A 693-nucleotide genomic window follows, 5' to 3' on the forward strand; every position below is an offset into this window, starting at 1 on the left:
TTCTTGAGCAGGAGAATGCTCACAGCGCGCATGCCAAATCATCGAATAATCAAAAGGCGTAAATTGGAATGGCAACGGTTTTACGACTAGGTCATAACGCTCAGCAACCAGATACGCCAAATCTGCCGGAACGGTAATGATGATAGGCAGAGTATCCACAATCGCCAGCGCAGCTTCTAAATGGTACGCACGCAGCACCATTTTGCGTTGCGGCTTGTCGATTAAAGCTTGCTCAATCAACGCTTTCACTCCGTCACTGATGGCAATCATCGCGTGAGGGTGGCTCAAATAGTCGTCCAAACTCATCTCTTGATTCGCCAAAGGATGCTGTTTGGACAGTAAACACAACACGCCAACGCGACCAAGAATCTCGCTACGCAGCGGCTCTACGGGGCCAGTTGGGCGACAAATGGCGAGATCGGCCCCTTCATAAGTCAACTGATCGGATAAACGGTCATGCTGCAAAGGCAAAAAGTTAAACGACACATTCGGCGCTTCTTGATAAATGCGCGGTAAAGCAAACGGCAGAATGGTTTGCATAGCGTAGTCCGTGGTCGCGATAGTGAACGTCTGATCGCACTGCTGAGGATCGAACTCGACGGGCGACAACAATTGGCGCAGCGATTCCAACGGCTCACCTAAAGAGCGATCAATTTCTAGCGCTTTTTGGGTTGGGATCAAGTGCTGACCTTG

The 693-nt window shown here is 50.2% G+C and carries 1 protein-coding gene; it reads right to left on the minus strand.

The features are described 5' to 3' along the window. Positions 1-693, minus strand: a 693-nt coding sequence (locus R8O10_RS25215; protein ID WP_318191956.1) for a LysR substrate-binding domain-containing protein, incomplete at both ends; no start/stop codon positions are given.

This window comes from Vibrio sp. 1727 (genome assembly GCF_033344415.1).
Taxonomy (GTDB): domain Bacteria; phylum Pseudomonadota; class Gammaproteobacteria; order Enterobacterales; family Vibrionaceae; genus Vibrio; species Vibrio alginolyticus.